We start from the raw sequence: 22,619 nt of genomic DNA, 5'->3' as shown, positions 1-22,619 counted from the left end.
TGTGCAGCATGAACATAAGATGGAAATGCATGTTGTTTAAATCGAATTCGTAAAATTGAAAGGAGGGTTCTTGTATAGGGTAGGTTGAATGGAGGAAGCGTGATAAGGAGAATGTCTTAACCAGAGGATATCTTTTAACAATAATAGGGGAAATTTATTTTATGGGGGAAAGTTATGAGTCCTTTTTGGTCTTGGTGCTTTGCAGTGCTTTCAGTTGTTGGAGTGGGTCTAACCATATATTACGGAATTAAATCTACAAAACTAGAGAAAAAAAGAGTTAGGCTTGATTGGGCTGAAGTACAAGCTTGCACGACTGATTTACATCGTCAATTAAAAAAGACGTTTGATCCGGAGCTGATTTTAGCAACTGACTTACGAGGAGCAACCATAAGTAATCTTATACTACAAAATTTTGATTATCCGGTTCCGACTTTTACAGGAATGACCTTTTTGAAAGATCAGCAAAAAAGCGATATCGAATTGAAGGGCTACTTTCAAATACCCACACATAAATGGGATGTTTTTCTTCCGGAAAATCTATTTCAATTTACGAGTAAAAGATTGCTTATTGTGGACGATTTCGCAATGTCGGGTGATTATCTCAAAAAACTAAAAGAGGTTCTTATTGAAAAAGGCTTTAATAAAGAAGACATAAAAACCTTATGTATCGCCACAACCAAAGTGGCAATAAAAAGTCAAAAAGCACCTGATTATTATTGGCTTGAAAGCGACGATGATGACTTTTACTTTCCATGGGGAAAAGCAAAGTAATTAAGTGAATGAAAGAACTAAATGCTTTTTTATTAGCATAGTTACCATTCAAAAGGTGAACAGGAAGGAGCATGCCTCATGAACCTAATGTTAAACTGGATCACCCTTCGTATTCGCGACCTCGAAGCTTCGCTGGCATTCTACCACGGAATCCTCGGCCTCCCGATCGAGCGCCGATTCGAGAGCCGGGGCAAACGAATCGCCATGCTGGGCCCGGCAAACCAGCCGAAGATCGAACTGATCGAAGGGAGCGAAATTACGGTGCGGCCGAACAACGGCATCTCCGTCGGCTTCGAAGTGGAATCTCTGGAGAGGGCGATGGAGGAGCTGCAAAGCAAAGGCATCCCCGTCGCGAGAGGTCCGATCGAGCCCAATCCCCATCTGCGCTTTTTCTACATTCTCGACCCCGACGGGTTCGAAGTGCAGCTGGCGCAGCACCGCTGATCACTTTCTGCAAGGCGTCTGCCGATAATAAACGTATGTGTCTATTTTCGAATATACATACGACAATTATCCGATAGAAAGAAGGGAAACGCTTGAAGAAACTCGTCCTGTCTCTGCTGGCCGGCCTCCTGATCCTGCCCGCTTTGTCGGCACCAGCGATCCATGCTTCCGAAAGCTCGTCACCTAGAACGCGAACGACCACGGAATTCAGGTACAAATCGGCGGATCAACAGATCGAGGTCCGAACGGTAGAAGTCAGTATGGACAGCGGCATGAAGCAGACGAATACCTATAAGATCGCGAACACCCCGACTCTGGTGAACAGCGGCAAGGGGAACATCGAATTCAGCGGAAACGCGCAGACGGCCGATACTCCTTCGGGACTCAAGGCATATACCGCCGTTCGGCAGTATAACTCTTCCGGGAAAATGCTCTACAGCATATTGGAGTTCGATTATCGTACGCAGTCCGTCAAGAAAATCGGCGAGCACTCGGACACCGGTTACGGTTCCGTCAAAATCTATGCCAAGCAGGGCATCTATTCGTTCCGGGAAAATATCTATACGGGGCAGGGGATTTTTTACTCGTTGGCAAGCGGCAGAAAAATCCACTCGGCAGGTTACCTCATCAAGCCCGAGAATATAACGAGCACCCGTTATACCGTGTCTCCTCAGCCTGCGGAAAAGGATTACCTGATTTACTGCTCCGATCAAAAACAGACGGCCTGCAGCCTGGTCCGTTACGGAGAAGAAAAGGGAAGCCAGGTGAAGGTCAGTCGGAGCGTGAAGGCGGAAGATCCGGTCTATCGAGAAACCCGCACCCTTGACCTGGACGACGCGAAGATTCAAGTGCAGGGAGCCTTTTCCAAAGAAGGACAGGCGCCTTGGCAGATTACCGCTTTCCGGGGCGGTAAGAAGACGAATCTGTTCCAGGGAAAAGCGATATCCGTATCCACGCATATTTCGCCGAATCGCAAATATCTGGTGCTGGGGGTTGCGACCGGCAAACAAAAACAAATGAATTTGTCTTATCAAATCTTCGATATGAAAACGCTGAAACTCGTGCAGACGTACATTCCGAAGTATAAAACGGGACCTGAACATTTCAGATGGATATCCGACGATTTGTTTATTCTGGATTATTTCTTTTCGGCTCCGGACGCTTATCCGCTGGAATTTTATTATATCCCGGACGATTTGAAGCTGCCTATCAAGTACAGACCTTATACGGACTGGTTGGACAGCGGCGCTTGGGATAACTTTTCGTACGAAAACTTCATTTATCCGGTTCATCCGGCAGGGATCTTCTCGAAAAAAGCAGCGGTGGGCTACTCGGGACAGCCTGCTTTTTATTCGGATCTGACCTATTACGTGCCTTTGAAAGAACTTGCAGATACCTTCGGCATCTCTTACGAATTCGAAGGAAATACGCTTCGCCTGCGAAGAAATGAAAAGCAGGCATCGCTTTCTCTGACAGGCGACAAGGTACTCCGAGTTCAGGACGGATGGTTCGTAGCGTTGGGCGAATGGAACCGTGCACTGGGAGTGAAGCCTGCCTACACGCAGAATACGACCTATAACAGCGAGATTCGCGTCATCGACGAACCTTAAACCTGCGAGGCCGGCCGTGCGTTCCGATTAAAGACCGGGAGTTGAAGTTCCCGGTCTTTTTGTGTTCCGCGAGAAGCGGCGGGTTATATTTTATAGAAGAAGAGATCCGACGCGATGCCATTACACTCGAACGGAGGCCGCCTATCCCGTGCATGCTTTTTCCGAATTTCAAGCCTGGCAAAACGACGGCTCCGACATCCTGCTTCCTCTCCCTGCCGAGTTCAGCTTCGAGCAAAATTACGACCATCTCGCCACCGCGACCGACGAATCCCTGTACACGCTGCGGGAAGGAAAAATCTATAAAGCGATCGCCGTCGGCCTACGAGATACCGTCGTCGAGGTTGCTCCGCACGGCAATACGCATCTGCGGATTTCGTTTATCGAAGAACCGGACGCCGACTGCCCCGAGCTGCGGGCCGGCGTCGCGCGATACGTCCATGACTGGTTCGATCTCGGCACCGACCTGGCTCCTTTTTACGAAATGGCGCGGCGCGATCCGCTGCTGAAAGGAGCGGTCGAGTCTTTTTACGGGCTGCGCAATATGGGCATTCCCGATCTGTACGAAGCGATCTGCTGGGGCATACTCGGTCAGCAGATCAATCTGGCTTTTGCTTATACGTTGAAAAAGCGGTTCGTCGAGGCCTACGGCCGATCCGTCGAGCGAGGAGGGGAACGATACTGGCTGTTCCCGGCCGCCGAGACCATCGCCGCGCTGACGCCCGAAGAATTATTCGCCGCCGGCATGACCACCGTCAAAAAGTGCGAATACCTCGTCGATACCGCCCGGCTGGTCGTCAACGGCGGCTTGACCCGGGAAGCGCTGCTGGAGACGGGCGATGTGAGGCGGGCCGAGAAGATGCTGGTGAAGATCCGCGGGATCGGACCGTGGACGGCCCATTACGTGCTGATGCGCTGCCTGCGGATGCCGGACGCTTTTCCGATCGACGACGTGGGGCTGCACCATTCGATCCGGCACGTGCTGGGTCTAGGTGCCAAACCGAGCAGGGAGCGCATTCTGGAGCTGTCCGCCGGATGGACGAAGTGGGAGTCTTACGCGACGTTTTATTTATGGCGGATTTTGTATTGAACGGCAAAAGGAATAGAGCTTGACGGCAGGACGCGGTAAAATGGATTTAAGCGATTACATGGACGACAGAAATGAGGCATCCCGAAAAAGACAGCGAGTCTGTGCAGCTTTCGCCTTCACTTTATTCGACGAACAAGGAGCGGATTTCATGGACCAGCAGGCAGCACGCCGGGCAGCCAACGAAATGCCCGAAGGAACGCAGATTTTGTACGGAGATTTTGCCGAAGGAGGCACTTATTATTCCTGCACGTATCACCCCGACGTCGTGTACGCGACCTACGAAGGGGTGGACAGAAGACTGCAAATCATTCAGCCGCAGCGGGAAGGATACAAATTTCCGCTCGTGATCTTCATTCAAGGTTCGGCCTGGATGAAGCAGAACGTCTACACCGGCATTCCGAACCTGTCGCAGGTTGCGGCCAAAGGCTACGTGATCGCCAGCGTGGAGATCCGGGATACCGGCATCGCGCGTTTTCCCGCGGCGGTCGAGGACGTGAAGTGCGCGCTCCGCTTCATGCGGCGGCACGCGGAAGAGTACGGCATCGATCCCAAGCGCGCGGCGGTGTGGGGAGATTCGTCGGGCGGACATTTGTCCCTGATGACCGGTCTGACCATGGGCGAATACAATAACGGCCTGTATGGCGAGGAATCCGACGAAGTGCTGGCGGTCGTCGATTACTACGGTATCACCGACCTATTTACGCTTGGCAAATACAACGATATTATCGACCGCGACACGCCCGATTCCCCGGAAGGCCTGTTCATCGGAGGGAGAGTCCGGGATCACGCCGAATTGGCGAAGGAGGCCAGCCCTCTGCACCGCGATTTGGACGGGAAGCTGCCTCCGTTCCTGATCGTGCACGGGGACGACGACCGCATCGTGCACGTGAATCAAAGCATCGAAATGTACAAAGCGCTGCGAGAGAACGGACAGAACGTACTGTTCTACAAAGTGGCCGGAGCGGATCACGGGACGGGCGTATGGAGTCCGCAGGTGCTCGACATCACGGCGAAATTCCTGTCGACTCATCTGAACCGCCCGATGGGAGAACCGCTTCCGTTTCAGCACGAGACCGAATAAGGGAGAGAAGAGCATGGAATGGGAAGAGGTTCTGACCGTGCACGTGGTTATTCAAGACTCGGTCAATCTGCAGAACGATCTCGGCGATTCCGTGGTTATGATTTCTTTTACGGGACATGCGACGGGCGAATATTTCGAAGGGACCGTGATGAGCGGCGGAGTGGACACCCAGATTATAGGAGCCGGCGGCGGCCGGCACAGCCTGTCGGCCCGCTACATGCTCCGCGGAACCGATCACGCCGGGCAGGAATGCGACCTTTACATCGAGAACAACGGAGAGATCGACCCCGCTGTCACGGACGTGCTGTTTCGCACGACGCCCCGCATCATTACGAACAGCAAGGCGCTGTCTTTCCTGAATCGCGCTCTGCTCGTCGGGGAAGGGCTGCCGTCGGAGTCGGGCGTCGAGATTCGGATTTACCGGGCGCGCTGAAGAGCGGCGTCCTGCGCATGATCCCAATGAACACGTGGAGGCGAGATCGATGACAGTTGTCCGGAAAAAGAACTTTGCGGCGCTCATGAGTCTCTGGTTAACCTTTTCTCTGCTGGGCGCTTCCGCGCCGGTCGCGGCCGAAGAAGGCGATTACCCGCCGTTCGAGACGGAAGTGATCGTCCGTACGGTCAATCAGTTCAAGGACAAGGAAGACGTGCGAAACTTCGTCGAGCTGGCGGAGCGGCACGGCGTCGACGTGATCAGCATGAACGTGAAGCAGGACGAAGACGACGAGGTGCCGTCCGGAAGCGTCTTCTACCGGAGCCGGATCGCGCCGATCGCGGAAGGTTACGAGGACTTCGACGCGCTGCGGGAAGTGGTGGCGCAGGCTCATGCCGTCGGCATCAAGGTGAACGCCTGGATTCCGCAGTTCCATGACCAGCAAGCGTTTCTCAGAAACGAAGACTGGCAGATGCAGGCGCTGAAAGGCGGCGTCCGCATGCCTTTTACCGGCTCGAACGGCAGCGAATACTTCGTGAACCCCCTTCACCATGAGGTGCAGCAGTACGAGCGTTCCCTCATCCGGGAAGTGGTCGAAAATTATGCGGTCGACGGGGTAGTGCTGGACTGGATCCGCTTCGACGATTACAACATGGACGTCAGCGACTACACGATCGCCAAATTCAAGGCGCAGTTCGGGTATTCGCCGCTCGATATCGATTTTGATAAAGAGTCGGCCCGGCGGAAGCAGTGGAACGAATGGCGGACGGAACAGATCGGGCGATATGTGGGAGACGTGCGTCAAGACATTTCCCGTTCTTCCCGCCCGGGCGCGCGGCTCGGCGTGTACGTGCTGCCGCCGCAGTTTGCCGAGGTCGGACAGGATGCCGCCAAATTCAAGCAGCATGTCGATTTCGTCGCCCCGATGGCTTATTTCGACGATTGGGGCTACGACAGCGAATGGGTATACGGCGACGATTCCGGCATTTTGAAAGATGTCCGGGACCGGCTCGAAGGGACCCCGGCACGAATCGTGCCGACGCTGGATCAGGACTGGACGGACGACGAATATCGGGAGATCTACGGAGGCATCCGCCAGAATTACCCGGACGTCGAGCGGCTGTCGTTTTTCGCTTACGGCGCGTGGACGGAAGACGAACTGGCCGATATCGACAAACGCACCGGCTGGCCGGCTTCGGGCGAACAGGATTACGCCGCGAAGCTGCCGGCGAAATGGAGCGCCAGAAATATCGGCTCGATGCCGGGAACGGCCTCTTATCATGCATCCAAGAAGCAGTTTACGCTCGGCGGCCGTTCCACGGATGTCTGGGGACAATCCGATCTGCTGAACTTCGTGTATCAACCTGTCAAAGGGGATGCGGAGATCGTCGTTCAGGTGAAGTCGCTGGACCGTGCGGACGATTGGGCCAAAGCCGGCCTGTCGATCCGGGAATCGCTGGCCGCGGATGCCCGGCACGTCGATATGGTGCTGACGCCCGGGAACGGGGCGGCTTTCCAATACCGGGCGGAAACGGGCGGCGAGACCGTCGACCGTACCGCCGAAGCTTCCTCTCCGGGCTGGCTGAAGCTGAGCCGCGCAGGCAATACGTTCTTCGGCTTCGTCTCCGCCGACGGCAGAAGCTGGACGCAGGTCGGAAGCATTCGCGTTCCGATGAACGGCAGGGCCTATATCGGGCTTGCGCTCAGCAACCCGGGTGAGGATTCGGCGGGAAAAGCCGTGTTCGGGAACGTAAAGGTTACGCCGTAGACCGCTTGTCTAGATGAGCGGAGCCGCCGCAGCCGCAGCGCAGACGAAAGAGGCTCTCCGCAGGAGAGCCTCTTTCGTTTGCGCAGAATCCGAGCGGGCCATAATAAAATAACACTTGACTGTTCGATCAAACAGTCATACGATAAGGACATGAACTGACTGTTCGATCAAACAGTGTAAAGGAGCGAAGATCATGTCCAACGAATCGTCGAAACAGCAGGACGAACGCAAACAGGCCATCATGCAGGCGGCTTTCACCTTATTCGGCCAAGTAGGTTACGGAAAGGCCTCCATGAAAGACATCGCGGCCAGAGCCGGCGTCGCCCAAGGGTTGATCGGCTATCATTTCGGTACCAAAGAAACGCTGCTCGTCGAAGTCGTCCGCGAATGGATGATCAACCGGGGGATGAAAGAAGCTTTCGCCCAACTGGATCTTCATGCTTCCCCGCAGGATATGCTGCAGCAGGGACTGCGCCATGTCGCTGAATTCCGCAAAAACAACCCCGAATGGTTCATGCTGCTGATCAGCCTATGGTCGGAGAGCGTCAATAACGAGAAGCTTGCCGCCGAGCTGCTGGGCATTTACAAGGAAATGAAGGCCGGCATCGTCCAGGTTATCGACCGATTGGAGCTGCCGCTGGAGGATCGCGAGAAAGAAAGCCTGGCTTCGCTGATCCAAGCCGTGTTCGACGGGCTCACGCTGCAGGCGCCGACGCCGCTTAACGAACAGCCCATCTCCTACGAGCAGGTCTCGCAGGGGATCGGCTGGATTCTAGACGGCATTCAATCCCGATCTACCCGAAAAGGAGACTGACCTTATGAACCAAAGTCTGATTCGCTTGGAAGGCCTGCTCGTTCTGGCTGCATCCGCCATGATTTATTTCATGAGCGGCTACGGTTGGCTCGCTTTTCTCCTGCTGCTGTTCGCGCCGGATTTGTCCATGATCGGCTATGCGTTCGGCAATAAGCTGGGCGCCTACGCTTACAACGCGGCCCACACCTATTCCGTGCCGCTGCTTCTGCTGCTGGCGGGCCTGATCTTTTCGGCGCAGTGGCCGACCCTGATCGGCCTGATCTGGATGGCGCATATCGGGTTGGACCGGATGATGGGCTACGGACTCAAATACGAATCCGGCTTCAAGGATACGCATTTGCAGCGTCTGTAGCCGCAGTCCGCGCCGCGTTCGCTTCCCGCAGCACTTCTTCCCCGCCCGCTTCCATAAATTCCGCCACGAATTGATCGAACTCCTCCAGCGGACGCTCGCCCGTAATGAACGAGATATAAGCCCGATTTTTCAGCATGATCAGACCCGCGCTGTCGCGGACAAGCGAAGGCGTCGACACCTCGAGGGCATTGTAAATGCCGTCCTTCTCCAGACCGAGCGTGGCCGCCCACTGCTCGCGGCGTCCGGTCGGCGGATAAGGAACCATCATGCCGATATTGGCGCCGATCGAATTCAAGTAATTGGGGTCCCGATCATACGGAGGCAGCGCGACGATATCTTCCCGCTGGGGGCCGGCCCATTTCCAGTGCTTGCCGATCACGCCGTTTTTCAGCGTCGCCCGTTCGATCGGGTCCGGATTGGCGCTGACGCCGTCCAAAATCTGCAGTACCTTTTCCAGTTTGCCCGGTTCCTTCGCCACGTTCGCCCCGATCGCGGTGAAGCTCATCAGCATGTCGTACGCTTTGGAGCCGCGTTTGCCGCCCGGACCGCTGAACGGCCGTCCGAACGATACTTCCGCTTCCGGGTTTTTCGCTTTCAATTCCTTAACGTTATAAGTCGCGGAAGCGGGCGTCTCCAGGCTGTTCCCGCGTTCATCGACCGTCCAGGCCGTATAATCGCCATTGTCGATCCAATGATAATAGTTGCCCATGGACGTCATGCCGATCCGGCCGTTGATAAAAGCGTGCGACAAATGCTTGTATCCGCCCTTGTTCTCGCCCGTGATGAATTCCGGATCGATCACGCCGTCCTTGTACCACTTGCGCAGATAGCGCAGCGCCTCCTTCATCTCCGGCTGCAGGGCCCCTACGACCAGCCGTCCGTCTTTTTCGCTAAAATACAGCTGATCCGCGAATACGATCTGTCCGAACGCGCCGAACACGACGTTCATCCCTTCGAGCGACAAGCCGTACGTATCCTTGATTCCGTTCCCGTCCGGGTCTTCGTTCGCGAACGCATAGATCACCTTCTCGAATTCGTCCAGCGTCTGCGGCGTCTTCAAGCCCAGCTTATCGAGCCAGTCCTGCCGGTACACGACCGGAATCCGGTAAGCGTTCGTCGGATTGACGACCGGAATGCCGTAGATTTTGCCGTCGATCCGTCCGTAATCCGCATAGTCCGGCGCATAGCGACGGATGGCGGCGTACAGGTTGGGGGCACAGCGCCGCAGCGTTTCTTCCGGAATCTCCGCGAGCAGTCCCTGCTGCTGATACTTCAGCAGATCCTGCGGCTGGCGGACGCGCAGCAGATCGGGCGCGCCTTCCTGAGCCAGCTTCAGATCGAGCAGCGATTCGTAACGGTTGTTCTCGAGATTCCAGATGTCCAGGTCGACATTGTATTTTTCCTCGATATAACGCACCATTTCCGCATCTTCGGGAACGGGGAGATTCTGATGCATCGTCCAGGAAATGCGGTACTCGGGAGCGGAAGAAGGGCCGGTCCCGGAAAAAGAAGACTTCGGACCGTTCTCGCAGCCGGCAAGCCCGAAAGCCGCCGCCGCAGCCGTCATGAAGGCGGCAAGCCGCCGCAGTCTCGTCATTTTCATCGGAATCCTCCTTTTTCGTCAGGCCCGCGCCGTCTCCTTATTCGCAGATGCGCCTCCGCTCGGTCCCTTTCCCCGCATTCGGGGATCTTCACGAAGACTTTGCCTGCTTCAAGCTTTCTCGCAGATAATTCCCCGGCGTGCAGCCGTACGCTTCCTTGAACTTTTTGATGAAATACGCCGTCGTGGCGTAGCCGACCTCGCCGGCGACCTGCTCGATCGTCATGCCGCCGCGTTCGAGCAGCGTTTTTGCCGTCTCCATGCGCAGGCCCGTGACATATTCGGTATACGTTACGCCCAGCTCTTCCTTGAACAGCCGGCTTAAATATTTGGCGCTGAGATACACCTGCGACGATACCGCTTCGAGCGATAAGTCGCCGGACAGGTTTTCGCTGATATACCGCTTGGCGGATTCCAGCGTGTCCGTGGCCCGTTCGCCGCTGCGCTTTTCGGTCTCGGCCAGGAAGGCGGCGATCGAATCCAACAGCCAGCCGCGGAATTCCCCGATATGCGCCATTCCGATATACTGCCGTCGAAGGTCGGGATGTCCGCCTCCGGCAGGCTTGTATCGGACGCTTTTCAGATGATCCGAATAAGCGAAGACGAGATTGGACAGGATGAAATGGCAGTAGTCCGCGGAATACGTCCCTTCCCGCATTTCTTCGATCAGCAGATCGACCGCCGCGGCGATTTCGTCGAACTGCCGCCCCGGCAGTTTCTCCTTGAACCGTGCCAGCGTGGGCTGCGGAATCTCTTCCCGGCTGTCCTCGCGTTCGAGCAATCCGGGGTCGTGCAGAATAGGGCGATCCGGCAAAAAATAAGCGTATTTCAAATAGCTCTCCGCTTCTCCGCGGCTGAGATGCAGCTCTTCCGGCCGTCCGACTTCCGCTCCCCAGGAAAGCCGCGGCACGATCTGCAGCTCCCTTTCGCAGAGATCCCGAATTTCCTGCGCAAGATTCCGCATCCGATCGTCGCCGCGGGCACGGCTGCCGCGTCGGACCAGAATCGCGGCGACCTTCCGTTCCGGCAGCTCCTCGGCGACGATCAGGCCGTCTTCGGTCTCCATCCGCTCCAGCAGCGCGGCGATCGCGGACGGCGTCCGCTTTTTCGCATCGGAACCGAAAGAGTCCGCCGTCCCGTCGGCATGCAGCAGCAGACAGCGGAAGCTCCCGGATTCGCCGAACAGGTCCGACAGCAGCAGCCGTTCTTTGGGAGACATTTCCGCGGAATCGCCTTTCAGCAGCTTCAGCATCAGATTGCGCTTCACGATCGGATCGGTCTCCCGAAGCGTCTCTTCGAGGGTGCTGACCTTGTCGCTCAACCTGCTGATCGCCGTGTCGATCATGCCGTATTCGTTGGCGTCCGATTCGGCCGGCTGGCCGGCCAGATGCCGGATTTTGACCACGAGCCGCTTAAGCGGACTGTAGATCAGCTTGGTCATCACGCCGGACAGCAGCAGCCCGAGCAGCAGCGCCAGCGCGCAGATCGTCAGCACGAGCCTCTGCACGGCCAGCGACTGCTCCTGAAATACGCTGTGCGGGGTCGCGCTGTAGAGCGTCCACCCCGTCGTGGGCAGCGGCGCGTAAAAAACGGTATACGAATCCCGTTCCGCTCTTCCTCCCGCCGGATTCCGTCTTCCCTCAGAGAGGTCTTCTTCCGACAAACTCGCAAAACCGCCCGCAAGCCCGGTTCCGTCACCCGCTGCTTCTTCGGAAGCGATCACGAGGCCGTCCGACGAACCCAGCGCCCACGTTTCCTCATATTGAAAAGGCATCATGTTGCGCACGATGTCCCGAATCGCGTCTTCTTTGACGTCGATCGCCAGGATCAGATCGCTGTCCGCGCCGGACGACTGCAGCGGATAGCTGTGCGCGTACGTCAGCAGCTGCTGACGGCTTCCGTTCGGCAGCTCGGAAAAGGGATCTTCGGCGACGGGGCGGGACGGCGTCCACAGGCTGGCGTTCCCGCTTCCCGACATCTCCTGCACCCAATCGACCGGAAGAGGCATGCTGCGTTCCCGGTCGGCGCGGTCGATCAATCCGTGCAGCGAAGACAGGATGGCGCCGCTCTGCGGATCGTACAGGTGGATCGCTTCGATCAGATCCGGCTGGGCGGACACTTCGGATTTCAACAACTGTTGAAGCTCCAGCAGCCGACCCGGCTGCGTTTTCCACGAGCCTCCCTGGAACTGCCGCAGATCCGAAGTCTTGTCGAGCGCGAGGCCGAGCGCGACCCGCTGAACCCGCTGCAGCACCTCGGAGTCGATCGTCCGCGCGGTATTCGCCAGCGTCGTCTGGCTGCGGCTTTGCAGCTCGTCCATATGGCGGCCGGAGGAATACAAATAGAACACCGAACAAAGCGAGAGGACGATGACGAACACGACGGATATGTAAGAGACGGCCAGACGGGTCAAGACGGAACTCCATTTGTTGATCTTCATCGCACACTCCCCTCCCGCCGGGATTATACAAGCGGGATTGCAGCCTTGTTCGAGACTTTTGTTAAGCCGGTGTTAAATTGCGAAATCAGGGTCGGTTTCGGGCGAAAACCTCCCAAAATGCTACAAAGGCGAAATCGTTGCATTGCCGAATTTCGGCGGCGGATGCTACATTTTCAGCGATTCGAATCGACGAACAAGCGAATACCAAACCGAAGGGGAGCAACCACAACGTGAAAAAGAGACCGATGAAACAAATGCTGGCCGTGGCGATGGGCTTCGCCATCTTGTCCAATTCCATGATGATTCACCCCGCGATCGCGGCGCCCGATTCTTATACGATCGAAGTTCCGGCGGCGCCGGCATGGGGCTATTTTGCGGATTCTTATAAAACGAACAAAAACGACAAACAAACTGTCGAGAGCAACGCCGCGCTCGGCACGCTGTCGGAATTCCTGAAACTGTGGACGCCGGGAGATTCGTGGGATAACGGGACAAAGCTGCAGCCGGACGTGCTGAATTACAACATTCAATACGTCGTGGACCTGGCAAAGAACCGAACGGAGGCGGATGCCGAAATGGCCTATCTCGTCGACCGCCGCGGCCAGACGTACGGAGCGACCGAAGGTCTGGGAACGCTGGCGGAAGCCTACCGCAGATTGAGCAATACGCAAACTTCGATTCTCGATATTCCGGCAGATGCGACCTCCGTAAAATACAACGATGGGCTGGCTTCGAACAAAGGCGGAGATTCCGGTTCGTCGCTGGGCAAAATGGTCGATTTGTTGGGAACGGTACGAGGCGAATACGCATCGTCCAACCCTTCGAAATTCTTTTTCCAATATATGCGTCCTTATCGCTGGGTGAACCAGCAGGAGGGAAGCAATGCTAACCGGATTGTCGTGCCGACGCTCGTTCCGGCCATCAGCACCAAGCCGGCCGAAGACGGCGGCTTCCCGAGCGGCCACACGAACGCTTCGTATTTGGCTTCCCTGTCGTTTGCTTATGCGGTGCCCGAACGTTATCAGGAGCTGCTGACCCGCGCGTCGGAGATGGGGCATGCCCGAATCGTTTCCGGCATGCACTCGCCGCTCGATGTCATGGGCGGACGGGTGCTGGCGACGGCGCTGGCCGCGGCCACCCTGGCCGACCCGGCAAACGCCGAGCTCAAGCAGCAGGCGTACGACCAGGCCCATAGCATTCTGCTCAAGGAGCCGCGCAGCGGGGAAGACCGCTTCGCCAACTACGAGCAAAACAAAGCCGACTATATCGAGCGACTGACTTACGGCTTCCAGCCGATCGGCGACACGACGAAGCCGATGGTCGTGCCGAAGGATGCCGAAGTGCTGCTGGAGACCCGCCTGCCGTATCTGAACGGCCAGCAGCGGCGCGAAGTGCTGGCGACGACGGGACTTCCTTCCGGTTATCCGCTGCTCGACGATCCGGAAGGCTGGGGACGCCTGAACCTGTTCGAGGCGGCCAACGGCTACGGCGCGTTCAAGGGTAACGTTACGGTCAACATGGACGCTTCCCTGGGCGGCTTCCATGCCGAAGACCTGTGGCGCAACGATATCTCCGGAGCGGGCAGCCTGACGAAGGAAGGCAGCGGCACGCTGAAGCTGTCGGGCGCCAATACGTATTCGGGCGGCACGGTCGTGAACGGCGGGACGCTGGAAGCGGTATCGGCGAAGGCGTTCGGCAGCGGCAGCGTCGTGAACAACGGCGGTACGGTAACGGAAAACGTCTACGGCGGCGGCACGGTCACCGCGAACGTGTACGGAGGCGGTTCGGTTACCGATAACGTCTACGGAGGCGGAAAACTGACGATCGGCGGCGGCTTTACGCAGACGGCAGGCGGAACGCTGGAGCTGAATGTCACCGCGCCGGGCGATGCGCTTGAAGTCAAAGGCGGCGTGCAGGCGGGCGGAACGTTGAGAGTGAATTTCGCGGGCGGCTACCTGCCTTCGGCAGGCGACTTCACCGTCATCACCCACGCCGCGGGCGCCGCTTCCGGCAGATTCGATCGATTGGAAACGGCCGGGCTGCCGGCGAATTACAGCGCCGGCTTGAGCTACCGGGACGGCCGCATCGTCCTGACGCTGAGCGATACGTCTGCCGCGCCTGGACCGGGAACGTCGAACCCGCCTTCGAGCGGCGGCGGAAGCCCCGTAGTGACGCCGGCTCCTGCGGCTCCGACGACGCCGCCGGCAGCGCCGAGCACGCCGGCAGCGCCTCCGACCGCTCCGCAGCCGGGAACGCCTTCGGCTCAGCCGGCGCCTCAAGCCCCGCTTCCGACGAGCCCGTTCCGTTCGAGCGTCGTCGATTCCGCGGCTTTGCTGCAGACGCTGACGCAGGCCGTCGCGGCGCAGAACGGTACGCCGAAGTTCTCCGACCTGAACAATCATTGGAGCGGAGATGCCGTGTCCAAAGCGGCGAAGCTCGGCATCGTAAGCGGGTACGCCGGCGGCACGTTCCGTCCGAACGCGCCGGTAACGAGAGCTGAATTTGCGGCGATGATCGCCCGCGCCTTCGGCATTCAAGCTTCCTCGAACCAGGCGTCCTTCCGCGATGTTCGCGGCAGCTGGGCTGCCGGCCATATCGCCGCTCTGGCCGACCTCGGCGTGATCGCCGGCTACGGCGACGGCAGCTTCAAGCCGAACGCCAAGGTGTCCCGCGCCGAGATGGCCGCGATGATCGCCCGCGTGATCAACTTGGGCGAACTGTCGAACGGCAAGGGCGCAAGCTACGGCGACGTGGACGGCGAATACTGGGCGGCCGGCGTAATCGGTCTGGCTTCCTCGGCCGGATTGATGAACGGCACATCGGCTTCTTCCTTCGCCCCGAACAAGCAGGCCAGCCGCGCCGAAGCGATTACGCTGATCATTCGCGCGCTGGAGAGCGACAGTTCCGTGAAGGAACTGCTGGAGAAGCTGTAAGCCGGCTCTCTGCTTCTTGAGTTGAGTGATCGCAGCAGAAAAGCCCGCTCCCGGGATTGCCGGGAACGGGCTTTCTCCTTTTAGGGAGAAGGAAGGCAAACGAAAAAAGCTGTGGATAACGAACGGGAAAGCTTTTTTTGAAGATATCAACATGTGGATAAGATCGAAACGCGCGGAAGTTGGATTTATTCACAGGACGGAAACGGGGCGCAGACCGAGAGAAAGACTTAAGTTTGGGTAAAATAGAATTGTAAACAGGTTCCAGTTCCGAAGCAAGCGAAAGGAGGAGAACGATGTTAGCCGTGATCGAACCAAAAGGAAGCGAGCATACGGCCCGTTTCGAACGCCGCTTGACGCATTCCGTCGAACAAGCTTGGTCCTGCCTGACCGAAAACGAACGGCTGAAGCAGTGGTTTCCCGAGCTGCGGGTGGAGCATCTCCGCCGGGGAGGATCGATCCGGTTCGACACGCGCGACGGAAACGTCGAACATATGCGGATTCTCGAATGCAAGGAGCGTTCCGTCCTGGAATATACGTGGGGAAAAGGACGGGTGCGTTTCGAGCTGTATCCCAAACCTTACGGCTGCCGTCTGCTGCTGGTGGAGACGATTCGGGAAGTCGGGCCGGGTACCCCTGAAGATCTCGCGGGCTGGCACGTCGGCCTCGATCTGATCGAGGCGCTGCTGGACGGACGAACGATACGTTCGCGCAAAGAGAATTGGCAGGAATGGTTCGGCGAGTATCGCACGCTTGTGGAGAACCGGGTTTGAACAGACAGCGTCCGAACAGACCGGGTCCGGGCGGACCGGACAAGAAAGCGGATCGAATACGACAAAAGAAGCTGCCGCAGAATGCGGCAGCTTCTTTTTCGTATTCCGAACGCGGGAGAAAGAGAGACTTTCGGTCCGCCGGTCAGATCTTGAACCCTCGCACCGCACGGTGCAGATTATCGGCCAGATGCGACAGCGCCGCCGAAGAAGACGAAATTTCCTGCATGGAAGCGAGCTGCTGCTCGGCGGCCGCGGCCACGCTCTGCGAATGGTCGGAGGATTCGTCCGCGATCGAGCGAATGCCGGACAGGTTCGAGGATGCGTTTCGCACGCGGGAAGAAACCTCGCGCGTCGCGCCGGACATTTGGTCGACCCGTTCGGTCAGGCCTTCCATCAGCCCCAGAATCTCTTTGAAGTTTTCCTGCGTACGCTTGACCGCTTCCAGACCTGCCTGCACTTCGGTACCGACGTGGTCGATCGAGCGGTTGGAGCGTTCCATGTCGGCCTGAATCTCATGGATCAGACCCGAGATTTGCGCCGACGATTGCTGGGATTGTTCCGCCAGTTTGCGCACTTCGTCGGCCACGACCGCGAAGCCTTTTCCGTGTTCGCCGGCCCGCGCCGCTTCGATTGCCGCATTGAGCGCAAGAAGATTGGTCTGCGCCGCGATCGACGAAATGAACTGCGAAATTTCTTCGATCTCTTTCGAGCGGCCGTCCAGAAGTTGAATGACTTCTCCGCTTTCGCGGACGGAACGATCGATTTCGTGGATTTGCGTCACCGTATCGTCGACCAGGCGGTTGCCTTCCGAAGCTTTGCGAATCGCCTGCCCGCTGACGTCGAGCACCGTTTCGGCATTATCGGAAATAGACCGGACCCCGCCCACGACTTCTTCGAGCGCCGCCGAGCTGTCGATCAGACGATGCGAGGATCGTTCCGCTCCGTGAGCGACATCCTGAATGGACTGCGCGATCGTTTCGGTGGCGATACTGGTTTGTTCGGCGCTGGCCGACAGCTCTTCGGAAGAAGCCGCGACCTGATGGGACGTTTCGATGACGGCGTCGAACGTCTTTCTTAAATTGGCCGTCATTCCGTTAAAGCTGTCGGCAAGCCCGGAGAGTTCGTCGCCCGCGCGATCGGTCACTTGATGCGTGAAATCCCCCGTGCCGGCTTGGTGCAGGGAAGCGGCAATGGAACCGAGGCGTTTTTTGATCCGGCGCGTGAAGAGCAGAACCGCCGCGGTCGAGACGGCCAGCACGGCGGCCAGCACGATCAGAAACACGTTGAAGAAGCTCGACAGAGTGGAATCGATGATGCCCTGCGGCGCTCCCGCGTAAAAAATGCCGATGACTTCGCCGCCGGCGTTCCGAAGCGGCATGTAAGCGGATTGATACGTATTTCCCGCCACGTTGGCTTCGCCCGTGTAAGCTTCGCCCCGGTCGATTACCGCCTGTTTGACCTTGTCCGATACCTGCGTGCCGACGGCGCGCTTCCCGTCGATCTCGACATTGGTCGCGATCCGGGTGTCGCCCCGGAAGATCGTCACCGTGCCGCCGGTATCGGCGCCGATCGCGTCGACCAGATCGAAATTGTCGTTCATGAGCGCGGTACCTTTGTACAGCTTGTCCCCTTCGACGCTCCATTCTCCCGGAAAAGCGTTATCGATATAGCGGTAGGCGAGCGCCATGTCGCCTTTGGCTTTTTCGAGCGCGAATTCCTTGATGCCCTGCGTCACCTGCTGACGGACGAGCGCGCCCACGACGACCGAAAACAGGATCATGAGAATAAGAAACATCAAGTTTATCTTCGTGCCTAATTTGAATTTTACTTCCAGTTTTTTGCGCACAATTAGATAGCTCCTTATCCAGACTTGTGCTTGTTATATCGGTAAATTTTGAAGTTCTTTGAGTGATAATGACAAAAAAACGTCACAAACAGGACTTTTATACCGGTAAAAAAGGTTCTTTCTTCTTCTTGAATTCAGGTGAAACGTTTCGAAAAAAGCGCGATTCCTTTTCTTTGTGGAGGACTACCATTGCCAAACGTTCATCCGTTCGCTATCCTAGAATCAAACCGAATAGAATGCGGGTGCTGGATGAAGTCCGGCTGAGATGGGAGCCTTGTGCTCCGGACCGTTAATCTGATCCAGGTAATGCTGGCGTAGAGAACCTCATTCGAATTGTTCAAGCCATTCGTGTATTCTCGAATGGCTTTTTTGTATATTCGCGAGGGAAAAGGAACGAAAGCGGAGGAAGAAGAGGCGGTTTTCGGCTGCCGCGCGAGACTCCCGCCGCCCTTTTCCGGTTCCGGCGTCCGGCATCACCTGAAACGGGAGGGGAAAGGCATGCGGGATTGCGAGGAAAATCGAAGCAGCGAAGAAAGGGAGCGCTATTCCCGGCAGATGCTGTTCGCGCCGATCGGCGAAAACGGACAGCGGCGGCTGGCCGAGCGCTCCGTATGTATCGTAGGCATGGGAGCGCTCGGTACGGTGCTGGCCAATCATATGGTGCGCGCCGGAGTCGGAACCGTGCGAATGGCGGACCGGGATTACGTGGAGTCCAGCAATCTGCAGCGGCAGATGCTGTATGACGAGGAGGATGCCGCGCTGGCGCTTCCGAAAGTGGAAGCGGCAAAGCGAAAGCTGCAAAAAATCAACTCGTCGGTACGGCTGGAGACTTCGTTCGCGGACGTTGCGCCGGGCAATATCGAAGATTTGTTGAAAGGCGTCGACCTGGTGCTGGACGGTACCGACAATTTTCAGACGCGATTCCTGCTGAACGACGCCTGTTACAGCCTGGGCATTCCGTTCGTGTACGGCGGGGCGGTCGGCTCGCGCGGAATGAGCGCCGTATTCGTGCCCGGCGAGACGCCGTGCCTGCGCTGCTTTATCCCTTCCGCCGATTCCGGCGGGGAGACATGCGACACGGTGGGCGTTATCTCGCCGATCGTCGATATCGTCGCGTCGTACCAGGCGGCGGAAGCGCTCAAGCTTCTGGTCGGCGACGATGCTTCGAGGCGAAAAACGCTGCTGTCGCTCGACGTCTGGCATAACCGTCACCATGAGCTGAAACCGGTCGCGCCGCGGCCGGACTGCCCGTGCTGCGGACTGAAGCATTATCCGGCGCTGCGGCGCGAGGAAGAAACGGCGCTCTCGCTGTGCGGGCGGGAGTCGGTGCAGATCGCCGGGCACGCGCCGTTCGATCTGGAAGTCTGGCGGCAGAGGCTGGAGCCGGCGGCGCGCAGCTTGAAGGCCAATCCTTACCTCATCCGCGCCGAAATGCCGGGAGGCGAACGGCTCGTGCTGTTCGAAGACGGACGGGTGCTGGTGCAGGGGACGGACGATCCGGCGCGGGCGAGGACGATCTACGCCCGCTATATCGGAAACTAAGACGAACGGCCGACGGAAGAAGGAGAAAGAAGGCAGGAATGCCAGAACGCGGCGCGGCAAATGCTGCAGCAGGCCGAAATCAGGGAGGACGAAAAGGATGCGCGATTTTAGATTATATGCGATCACGGGAGAAAACTTTCATCCGGGGCGCGGGCTTGTCGAAGTTATGGAACAGGCGATTCTCGGAGGAGCGGACATTTTGCAGTACCGGGATAAAACCGGCGGACGGGAAGACCGTCTGCGCAAGGCGAAGGAGCTGCGCGAACTGACGCGTAAATACGGCATTCCGTTTATCGTGAACGACGATATCGAACTGGCGCTGGAGGTCGACGCCGACGGCATCCATCTCGGCCAAGGCGATCTGCCGCTCGAGGAAGCGCGGCGCATGGTGGGGAACAAAATTATCGGCATCTCGACGCACGCCATCGAAGAAGCGCTGCTGGCGCAGGAGCAGGGAGCCGATTACATCGGCGCCGGTCCCGTTTACGCGACGCAGACGAAGACGGATGCCGTCGCTCCGGTCGGATTGGATTATATCCGCGAAGTCTCCAAGCGGATCGACATTCCGTTCGTGGCGATCGGAGGCATCAAACTCGGCAATGTGGACGAAGTGATCGAAGCCGGCGCGTCGCGGGTATGCGCGATCAGCGAGATCGTGGGCAGCGAAGATCCGGCCGGCGCCTGCCGGGCCTTTATCGACAGACTGGAACGGAAAGGGCGGGCATAAGCGCATGGTGAACCTGATCGTCAACGGAATCCGAAGGGAACTGGAAGCGGCCAGCGTAGCGGACGTCGTGGAACGGCTGGGCCTTGCGGGCCGCCCGGTCGTGGCCGAGGTGGACGGCGAGGTGCTGGTCCAGGAGGAATGGGCTTCGGCGGAAGTAAGAGACGGAATGCGGATCGAGCTGGTTCATTTTGTGGGAGGAGGCTGAAGCGATGAACGGAGAACAACGGTCGGGAGCGATGAGAAGCGAAGAGGCAGGACGTACGGAATCGGCCGGTCAAGCGGCGGACGTCGGCGGAAGTTTCGAGCCGGGAAGCGGCATTTCGGAGGGGGCCGGCGATACGTGGCGCATCGGGGATCTGGAGATGACGTCGCGCTTTTTCCTGGGGACGGGATTGTTTCCCAATCCGTTCGTCCAGAACGAGGCGATCCGGGTTTCCGGAGCGGAAGTGCTGACGTTCGCGATTCGGCGGGTGGATTTGGAATCGGCGGAGGACGATTCCATCTTGCAGCATCTGGAACCGGGAGCGTTTCAATATCTGCCCAATACGTCGGGATCGCGGACGGCGGAAGAGGCGGTACGCATCGCCAGACTGGCGCGCGCTTCGGGGCTGAGCGACTGGATTAAGGTAGAGATCAGCGCGGACGAGCGGACGCTGCTGCCCGACCCGATCGAGACGCTGCGGGCGACCGAGATTTTGGTCAAAGAAGGCTTTACGGTGCTGCCGTACACGTCGGACGATCCCGTGATCTGCCGCAGGCTGGAAGAAGCGGGCGCGGCGGCGATCATGCCGGGGGGCGCGCCGATCGGAACGGGACTCGGCATTTTGAACCCGTACAACATCGGGCTGATCGCCGAAGAAGCGAACGTGCCGGTCATCGTCGACGCGGGCCTCGGCACGGCGAGCGACGCGGCGCTGGCGATGGAACTCGGCGCGGCCGCCATCTTGATGAATACGCCGGTCGCCAAAGCGCAGGACCCCGCCCGGATGGCGCTGGCGATGAAGCTGGCGATCGAAGGCGGACGGCTCGCTTATCTGTCGGGGCGGATGCCGAAAAAGCGTTACGCGTCGGCCAGCAGCGGCTTTCAGTCGCTGATCGTCGAATGACGGGGAACGAGCGGCGGCGGAAGGCCCGGGCGAGCGTTTTCGCCCGGACGTCCGTACGTCGCCGCGCCCGCGAAAGGGGAGAATGATCGGATGAACGATTCCTTTATCGTGCTGGGAGGAGGCATCGTAGGGCTGTCGTGCGCGCTGGAACTGCGTCTGCGCGGCGCGGACGTCACGCTGCTGGAGGCGAAGGACTGCGGCGGACAGGCTTCCGGCGCGGCCGCCGGCATGTTGGCTCCGTACTCGGAAAATCCGGAGTCGCCGGACGAATTCTTCATGCTGTGCCGGGAAAGTCTGGAGCTGTACCCGGGCTGGCAGCGGCTCGTGCGGAAGCTGTCGGGCATGGATTTCGAGTATACGGAATGCGGCAGCCTGTACGCCGCTTATCACGAAGCGGATCTGCTGGCGCTGGAAAGCCGCCTGGGCTGGCAGCGCCGCCACGGTTCGAGCGGCGTGATCCTGCGCGGCGAAGCGCTGCGGGCGGCGGAGCCGGGGCTGTCGCCCTCGGTCGTGGCGGCGCTCAGGACGCCGGAGGAGAGCCATATTTACGCGCCGGACTTCGTCGAAGCGCTGCAGGCGGCCTGCTTGAAGGCCGGCGTCGTCATTCGCGAGCGGCTGGGCGCGCTCGAGCCGACGGAGTGGGAGCGGCGCGCCGAAGTGCGCGCTCCGGAGAGCGGCGGCGAAGCTTTCCGTGCGGACCGGCTGGTCGTCTGCACGGGAGCCTGGGCCGGCGCCTGGTCCGGCCGGTTCGGGCTTCGCCTGCCCGTGCAGCCGATCCGCGGGCAGATCTGCGCGTACGAATGGGAAGAGGGCCGGGCGGCGGTCCGGCACATGATTTTCTGCAGCCAGGGCTATCTGGTGCAGAAAGCGAACGGGACTCTCGTCTGCGGCGCGTCCGAGGACGTCGCGGGCTTCGACACGAGCGTCACGGAGCGCGGCATCGCGCGCCTGCTGCGCTGGAACAAGCGGGTGCTGCCCGCGCTGGAGACGGCGGAGCCGTTCCACCGCTGGGCGGGGCTGCGCCCGGCGACGCTCGACGGCCGCCCTCTGTTGGGGCGGCTGGAACGCGCGGAGCGCGTGATTTTCGCGGCGGGACATTACCGCAACGGCATTCTGCTCAGTCCCGTCACCGCGAAGCTGGTGGCGGACTGCGCGGAAGGCCGGCCGCCGCAGCCGTGGCAGCGGGCGTTTCGGCCGGATCGGTTCGGGGCGGCTGCCGCCGGCCTTCGGTAAGCGGAAGGCGGAAGCTGCGGCGGAAGAGCCGCGCCGCGGCGGCGACCGGAATCCGCCGCGGA

The 22,619-nt window shown here is 58.7% G+C and carries 19 protein-coding genes; 16 read left to right on the top strand and 3 right to left on the bottom strand.

The annotated features are described in order from the left end of the window. Window positions 1-174 precede the first annotated feature (174 nt). The 9 genes from GYN08_RS14485 to GYN08_RS14445 all read left to right on the top strand — a co-directional run bounded on the left by GYN08_RS14485 (window position 175) and on the right by GYN08_RS14445 (window position 8,360). Window positions 175-771, top strand: coding sequence for a type I phosphoribosyltransferase (locus tag GYN08_RS14485; protein ID WP_166275380.1), 597 nt, complete (start codon window positions 175-177; stop codon window positions 769-771). Window positions 772-849: 78 nt separating this feature from the next. Next, window positions 850-1,215: a VOC family protein gene (locus GYN08_RS14480; protein WP_166275378.1), complete on the top strand. Its 366-nt coding sequence runs from the start codon at window positions 850-852 to the stop codon at window positions 1,213-1,215. Window positions 1,216-1,307: 92 nt separating this feature from the next. Then, window positions 1,308-2,825, top strand: a complete 1,518-nt coding sequence (locus GYN08_RS14475) for a hypothetical protein (protein ID WP_166275376.1) — start codon at window positions 1,308-1,310, stop codon at window positions 2,823-2,825. A 148-nt stretch (window positions 2,826-2,973) separates the two neighbouring features. Further along, complete coding sequence (locus GYN08_RS14470) at window positions 2,974-3,912, top strand: DNA-3-methyladenine glycosylase family protein (RefSeq protein ID WP_166275374.1); 939 nt, start codon at window positions 2,974-2,976, stop codon at window positions 3,910-3,912. 148 nt (window positions 3,913-4,060) lie between these two features. Continuing rightward, the gene (locus GYN08_RS14465) at window positions 4,061-4,993 is read left to right on the top strand and encodes an alpha/beta hydrolase (RefSeq protein ID WP_166275372.1); all 933 of its coding nucleotides are present in this window, start codon (window positions 4,061-4,063) and stop codon (window positions 4,991-4,993) included. Between the two features lie 13 nt (window positions 4,994-5,006). Then, window positions 5,007-5,426, top strand: a complete 420-nt coding sequence (locus GYN08_RS14460; protein ID WP_166275370.1) for a DUF3237 family protein — start codon at window positions 5,007-5,009, stop codon at window positions 5,424-5,426. A 49-nt stretch (window positions 5,427-5,475) separates the two neighbouring features. Then, window positions 5,476-7,194, top strand: coding sequence for a family 10 glycosylhydrolase (locus GYN08_RS14455; protein WP_166275368.1), 1,719 nt, complete (start codon window positions 5,476-5,478; stop codon window positions 7,192-7,194). 193 nt (window positions 7,195-7,387) lie between these two features. Further along, window positions 7,388-8,008, top strand: coding sequence for a TetR/AcrR family transcriptional regulator (locus tag GYN08_RS14450; RefSeq protein WP_166275366.1), 621 nt, complete (start codon window positions 7,388-7,390; stop codon window positions 8,006-8,008). A 4-nt stretch (window positions 8,009-8,012) separates the two neighbouring features. Next, entirely contained in the window at window positions 8,013-8,360 is a 348-nt protein-coding gene (locus GYN08_RS14445) for a DUF4260 domain-containing protein (RefSeq protein WP_166275364.1), read from the top strand. Here the strand turns inward: GYN08_RS14445 and GYN08_RS14440 are convergent. Both GYN08_RS14440 and GYN08_RS14435 read right to left on the bottom strand, forming a co-directional pair. Further along, window positions 8,332-9,963 carry an extracellular solute-binding protein gene (locus tag GYN08_RS14440; protein ID WP_166275362.1) on the bottom strand — a complete coding sequence of 544 codons (1,632 nt, stop codon included), beginning with the start codon at window positions 9,961-9,963 and terminating at the stop codon, window positions 8,332-8,334. The genes GYN08_RS14445 and GYN08_RS14440 overlap by 29 nt on opposite strands. 88 nt (window positions 9,964-10,051) lie before the next feature. After that, entirely contained in the window at window positions 10,052-12,400 is a 2,349-nt protein-coding gene (locus tag GYN08_RS14435) for an AraC family transcriptional regulator (protein ID WP_166275360.1), read from the bottom strand. Between the two features lie 269 nt (window positions 12,401-12,669). On the opposite strand from GYN08_RS14435, the gene GYN08_RS14430 reads away from it, so the two are divergent. Both GYN08_RS14430 and GYN08_RS14425 read left to right on the top strand, forming a co-directional pair. Next, window positions 12,670-15,333: an S-layer homology domain-containing protein gene (locus tag GYN08_RS14430; RefSeq protein ID WP_408015072.1), complete on the top strand. Its 2,664-nt coding sequence runs from the start codon at window positions 12,670-12,672 to the stop codon at window positions 15,331-15,333. A 293-nt stretch (window positions 15,334-15,626) separates the two neighbouring features. Beyond that, window positions 15,627-16,103: an SRPBCC family protein gene (locus GYN08_RS14425; protein ID WP_166275358.1), complete on the top strand. Its 477-nt coding sequence runs from the start codon at window positions 15,627-15,629 to the stop codon at window positions 16,101-16,103. Between the two features lie 142 nt (window positions 16,104-16,245). Here the strand turns inward: GYN08_RS14425 and GYN08_RS14420 are convergent, their stop codons facing one another. Further along, window positions 16,246-17,949 carry a methyl-accepting chemotaxis protein gene (locus tag GYN08_RS14420; protein ID WP_328802949.1) on the bottom strand — a complete coding sequence of 568 codons (1,704 nt, stop codon included), beginning with the start codon at window positions 17,947-17,949 and terminating at the stop codon, window positions 16,246-16,248. A 498-nt stretch (window positions 17,950-18,447) separates the two neighbouring features. Here GYN08_RS14420 and GYN08_RS14415 point away from each other — a divergent pair, with 498 nt between their 5' ends. From GYN08_RS14415 to thiO, 5 genes are all read left to right on the top strand, one after another. Beyond that, on the top strand, window positions 18,448-19,491 hold the full coding sequence (locus tag GYN08_RS14415) for a ThiF family adenylyltransferase (protein ID WP_166275354.1): 1,044 nt from the start codon (window positions 18,448-18,450) through the stop codon (window positions 19,489-19,491). 97 nt (window positions 19,492-19,588) lie between these two features. Next, complete coding sequence (gene thiE / locus GYN08_RS14410) at window positions 19,589-20,218, top strand: thiamine phosphate synthase (RefSeq protein WP_166275352.1); 630 nt, start codon at window positions 19,589-19,591, stop codon at window positions 20,216-20,218. 4 nt (window positions 20,219-20,222) lie between these two features. After that, complete coding sequence (gene thiS / locus GYN08_RS14405) at window positions 20,223-20,423, top strand: sulfur carrier protein ThiS (protein WP_166275350.1); 201 nt, start codon at window positions 20,223-20,225, stop codon at window positions 20,421-20,423. A 4-nt stretch (window positions 20,424-20,427) separates the two neighbouring features. Further along, window positions 20,428-21,324, top strand: a complete 897-nt coding sequence (locus GYN08_RS14400) for a thiazole synthase (protein WP_268952880.1) — start codon at window positions 20,428-20,430, stop codon at window positions 21,322-21,324. A 90-nt stretch (window positions 21,325-21,414) separates the two neighbouring features. Then, window positions 21,415-22,557 (top strand): glycine oxidase ThiO, encoded by a 1,143-nt coding sequence (thiO, locus tag GYN08_RS14395; RefSeq protein ID WP_166275348.1) that lies wholly within the window; start codon window positions 21,415-21,417, stop codon window positions 22,555-22,557. Window positions 22,558-22,619 lie beyond the last annotated feature (62 nt).

Source organism: Saccharibacillus alkalitolerans, from assembly GCF_011090185.1.
Classification (GTDB): Bacteria; Bacillota; Bacilli; order Paenibacillales; family Paenibacillaceae; genus Saccharibacillus; species Saccharibacillus alkalitolerans.
The sequence above is the reverse complement of the archived record's forward strand: the minus strand, read 5'-3'. Positions and strand labels throughout refer to the sequence as shown.